The organism is Rhodococcus sp. PML026 (assembly GCF_000963615.1).
GTDB lineage: Bacteria > Actinomycetota > Actinomycetes > Mycobacteriales > Mycobacteriaceae > Rhodococcoides > Rhodococcoides fascians.
Window position 1 is genome coordinate 537,361 of sequence record NZ_KQ031371.1, and the last position, 3,081, is coordinate 540,441.

At 55.1% G+C, this 3,081-nt stretch carries 1 rRNA gene; it reads right to left on the reverse strand.

What is annotated here, in order from left to right:
* A 23S ribosomal RNA gene (locus tag VF34_RS10050) occupies positions 1 to 3,009 on the reverse strand.
* Between the last annotated feature and the right edge of the window lie 72 nt (positions 3,010 to 3,081).

The following is a 3,081-nucleotide window of genomic DNA, read 5'->3' on the forward strand; positions in this document are numbered from 1 at the left end:
ATGCTTTCAGCGGTTATCCCTTCCGAACGTAGCCAACCAGCGGTGCTCCTGGTGGAACAACTGGCACACCAGAGGTTCGTCCGTCCCGGTCCTCTCGTACTAGGGACAGCCTTCCTCAAGTTTCTTACGCGCGCGGCGGATAGAGACCGAACTGTCTCACGACGTTCTAAACCCAGCTCGCGTGCCGCTTTAATGGGCGAACAGCCCAACCCTTGGGACCTACTCCAGCCCCAGGATGCGACGAGCCGACATCGAGGTGCCAAACCATCCCGTCGATATGGACTCTTGGGGAAGATCAGCCTGTTATCCCCGGGGTACCTTTTATCCGTTGAGCGACACCGCTTCCACTTGCCGGTGCCGGATCACTAGTCCCGACTTTCGTCCCTGCTCGACTTGTCAGTCTCACAGTCAAGCTCCCTTGTGCACTTGCACTCGACACCTGATTGCCAACCAGGCTGAGGGAACCTTTGGGCGCCTCCGTTACATTTTAGGAGGCAACCGCCCCAGTTAAACTACCCACCAGGCACTGTCCCTGAACCAGATCATGGTCCGAGGTTGAGGTATCCAATACGATCAGAGTGGTATTTCAACAACGACTCCACAGTAACTGGCGTCACCGCTTCACAGTCTCCCACCTATCCTACACAAACCGAACCGAACACCAATACCAAGCTGTAGTGAAGGTCCCGGGGTCTTTTCGTCCTGCCGCGCGTAACGAGCATCTTTACTCGTAATGCAATTTCGCCGAGTCTATGGTTGAGACAGCTGAGAAGTCGTTACGCCATTCGTGCAGGTCGGAACTTACCCGACAAGGAATTTCGCTACCTTAGGATGGTTATAGTTACCACCGCCGTTTACTGGGGCTTAAATTCTCAGCTTCGCCATTACTGGCTAACCGGTCCTCTTAACCTTCCAGCACCGGGCAGGCGTCAGTCCGTATACATCGTCTTACGACTTCGCACGGACCTGTGTTTTTAGTAAACAGTCGCTTCTCACTGGTCTCTGCGGCCCACACCAGCTCACACTGCAAGAGTGATCACCGGCAGGGGCCCCCCTTCTCCCGAAGTTACGGGGGCATTTTGCCGAGTTCCTTAACCATAGTTATCTCGATCGCCTTAGTATTCTCTACCTGACCACCTGTGTCGGTTTGGGGTACGGGCCGTGTAACAACTCACTAGAGGCTTTTCTCGGCAGCATAGGATCACTGAATTCGCCTCAATCGGCTACGCATCACCTCTCAGGCTTGATGAACGGCGGATTTGCCTACCGTTCGCCCTACAGGCTTACACCAGTACAACCACTGACTGGCCCAGCTACCTTCCTGCGTCACCCCATCGCTTGGCTACTACCAGATCAGGTCCCACGCATCCACCACACGCCTCACTCTCGAAAGAGATCGGTCATCTGGATTCAGGGTGGTTAGTGTCACTGATTCACCATGGGCGCGGTTACACGGGTACGGGAATATCAACCCGTTGTCCATCGGCTACGCCTGTCGGCCTCGTCTTAGGTCCCGACTCACCCTGGGCGGATTAACCTGGCCCAGGAACCCTTGGTCATTCGGCGGACGAGTTTCTCACTCGTCTTTCGCTACTCATGCCTGCATTCTCACTCGCGCAGCCTCCACACCTGGATCACTCCGATGCTTCCATGGCTGCACGACGCTCCCCTACCCACCCACACACCTGCACACAGATCCGCAGACCTGAATGGGGCTATTGTGTGAGTGCCGCAGCTTCGGTGGTGTACTTGAGCCCCGCTACATTGTCGGCGCAGGATCACTTGACCAGTGAGCTATTACGCACTCTTTCAAGGGTGGCTGCTTCTAAGCCAACCTCCTGGTTGTCTTCGCGACCCCACATCCTTTTCCACTTAGTACACGCTTAGGGACCTTAGCTGGCGATCTGGGCTGTTTCCCTCTCGACTACGAACCTTATCGCCCGCAGTCTCACTGCCACGCTCTCACTCACCGGCATTCGGAGTTTGGCTGATTTCGGTAAGCTTGTAGGCCCCCTAGACCATCCAGTAGCTCTACCTCCGGTGAGAAACACGTGACGCTGCACCTAAATGCATTTCGGGGAGAACCAGCTATCACGGAGTTTGATTGGCCTTTCACCCCTACCCACAACTCATCCCCTCAGTTTTCAACCTAAGTGGGTTCGGTCCTCCACGACGTCTTACCGTCGCTTCAACCTGGCCATGGGTAGATCACTCCGCTTCGGGTCTAGAACACGCCACTACACCACACAAGGTGGATACGCCCTATTCGGACTCGCTTTCGCTACGGCTACCCCACACGGGTTAACCTCGCGACATGCCACTAACTCGCAGGCTCATTCTTCAAAAGGCACGCCATCACCAGCCATGACAAGTCATGCACCGGCTTTGACGGATTGTAAGCGCACGGTTTCAGGTACTATTTCACTCCCCTCCCGGGGTACTTTTCACCTTTCCCTCACGGTACTAGTCCGCTATCGGTCACCAGGGAGTATTCAGGCTTATCGGGTGGTCCCGACAGATTCACAGCAGATTTCACGGGCCCGCTGCTACTTGGGTATCCACAACGACAGTTGCAATGTTTTCGTCTACGGGACTCTCACCCTCTACGACAGGCCGTTCCAGACCACTTCGACTAACACCACAATTTCTCACTGTCGGCCGATCCGGCAGAATCGACAATGCAAACCCCACAACCCTCCATACGCAACCCCTGCCGGGTATCACACGCACAAAGTTTGGCCTCATCCGCTTTCGCTCGCCACTACTCACGGAATCACTATTGTTTTCTCTTCCTGTGGGTACTGAGATGTTTCACTTCCCCACGTTCCCTCCACACACCCTATATATTCAGATGCGGGTAACACGACATCACTCGTGCTGGGTTTCCCCATTCGGACACCCTCGGATCACAGCTCGGTTGACAGCTCCCCGAGGCTTATCGCAGCCTCCTACGTCCTTCATCGGCTCCTGGTGCCAAGGCATCCACCGTACGCTCTTCATTACTTACAACAAAGATGCTCGCGTCCACTGTGCAATTCTCAAACAACACACACAACCCAGACTCACAGCAGCACCAGCCAC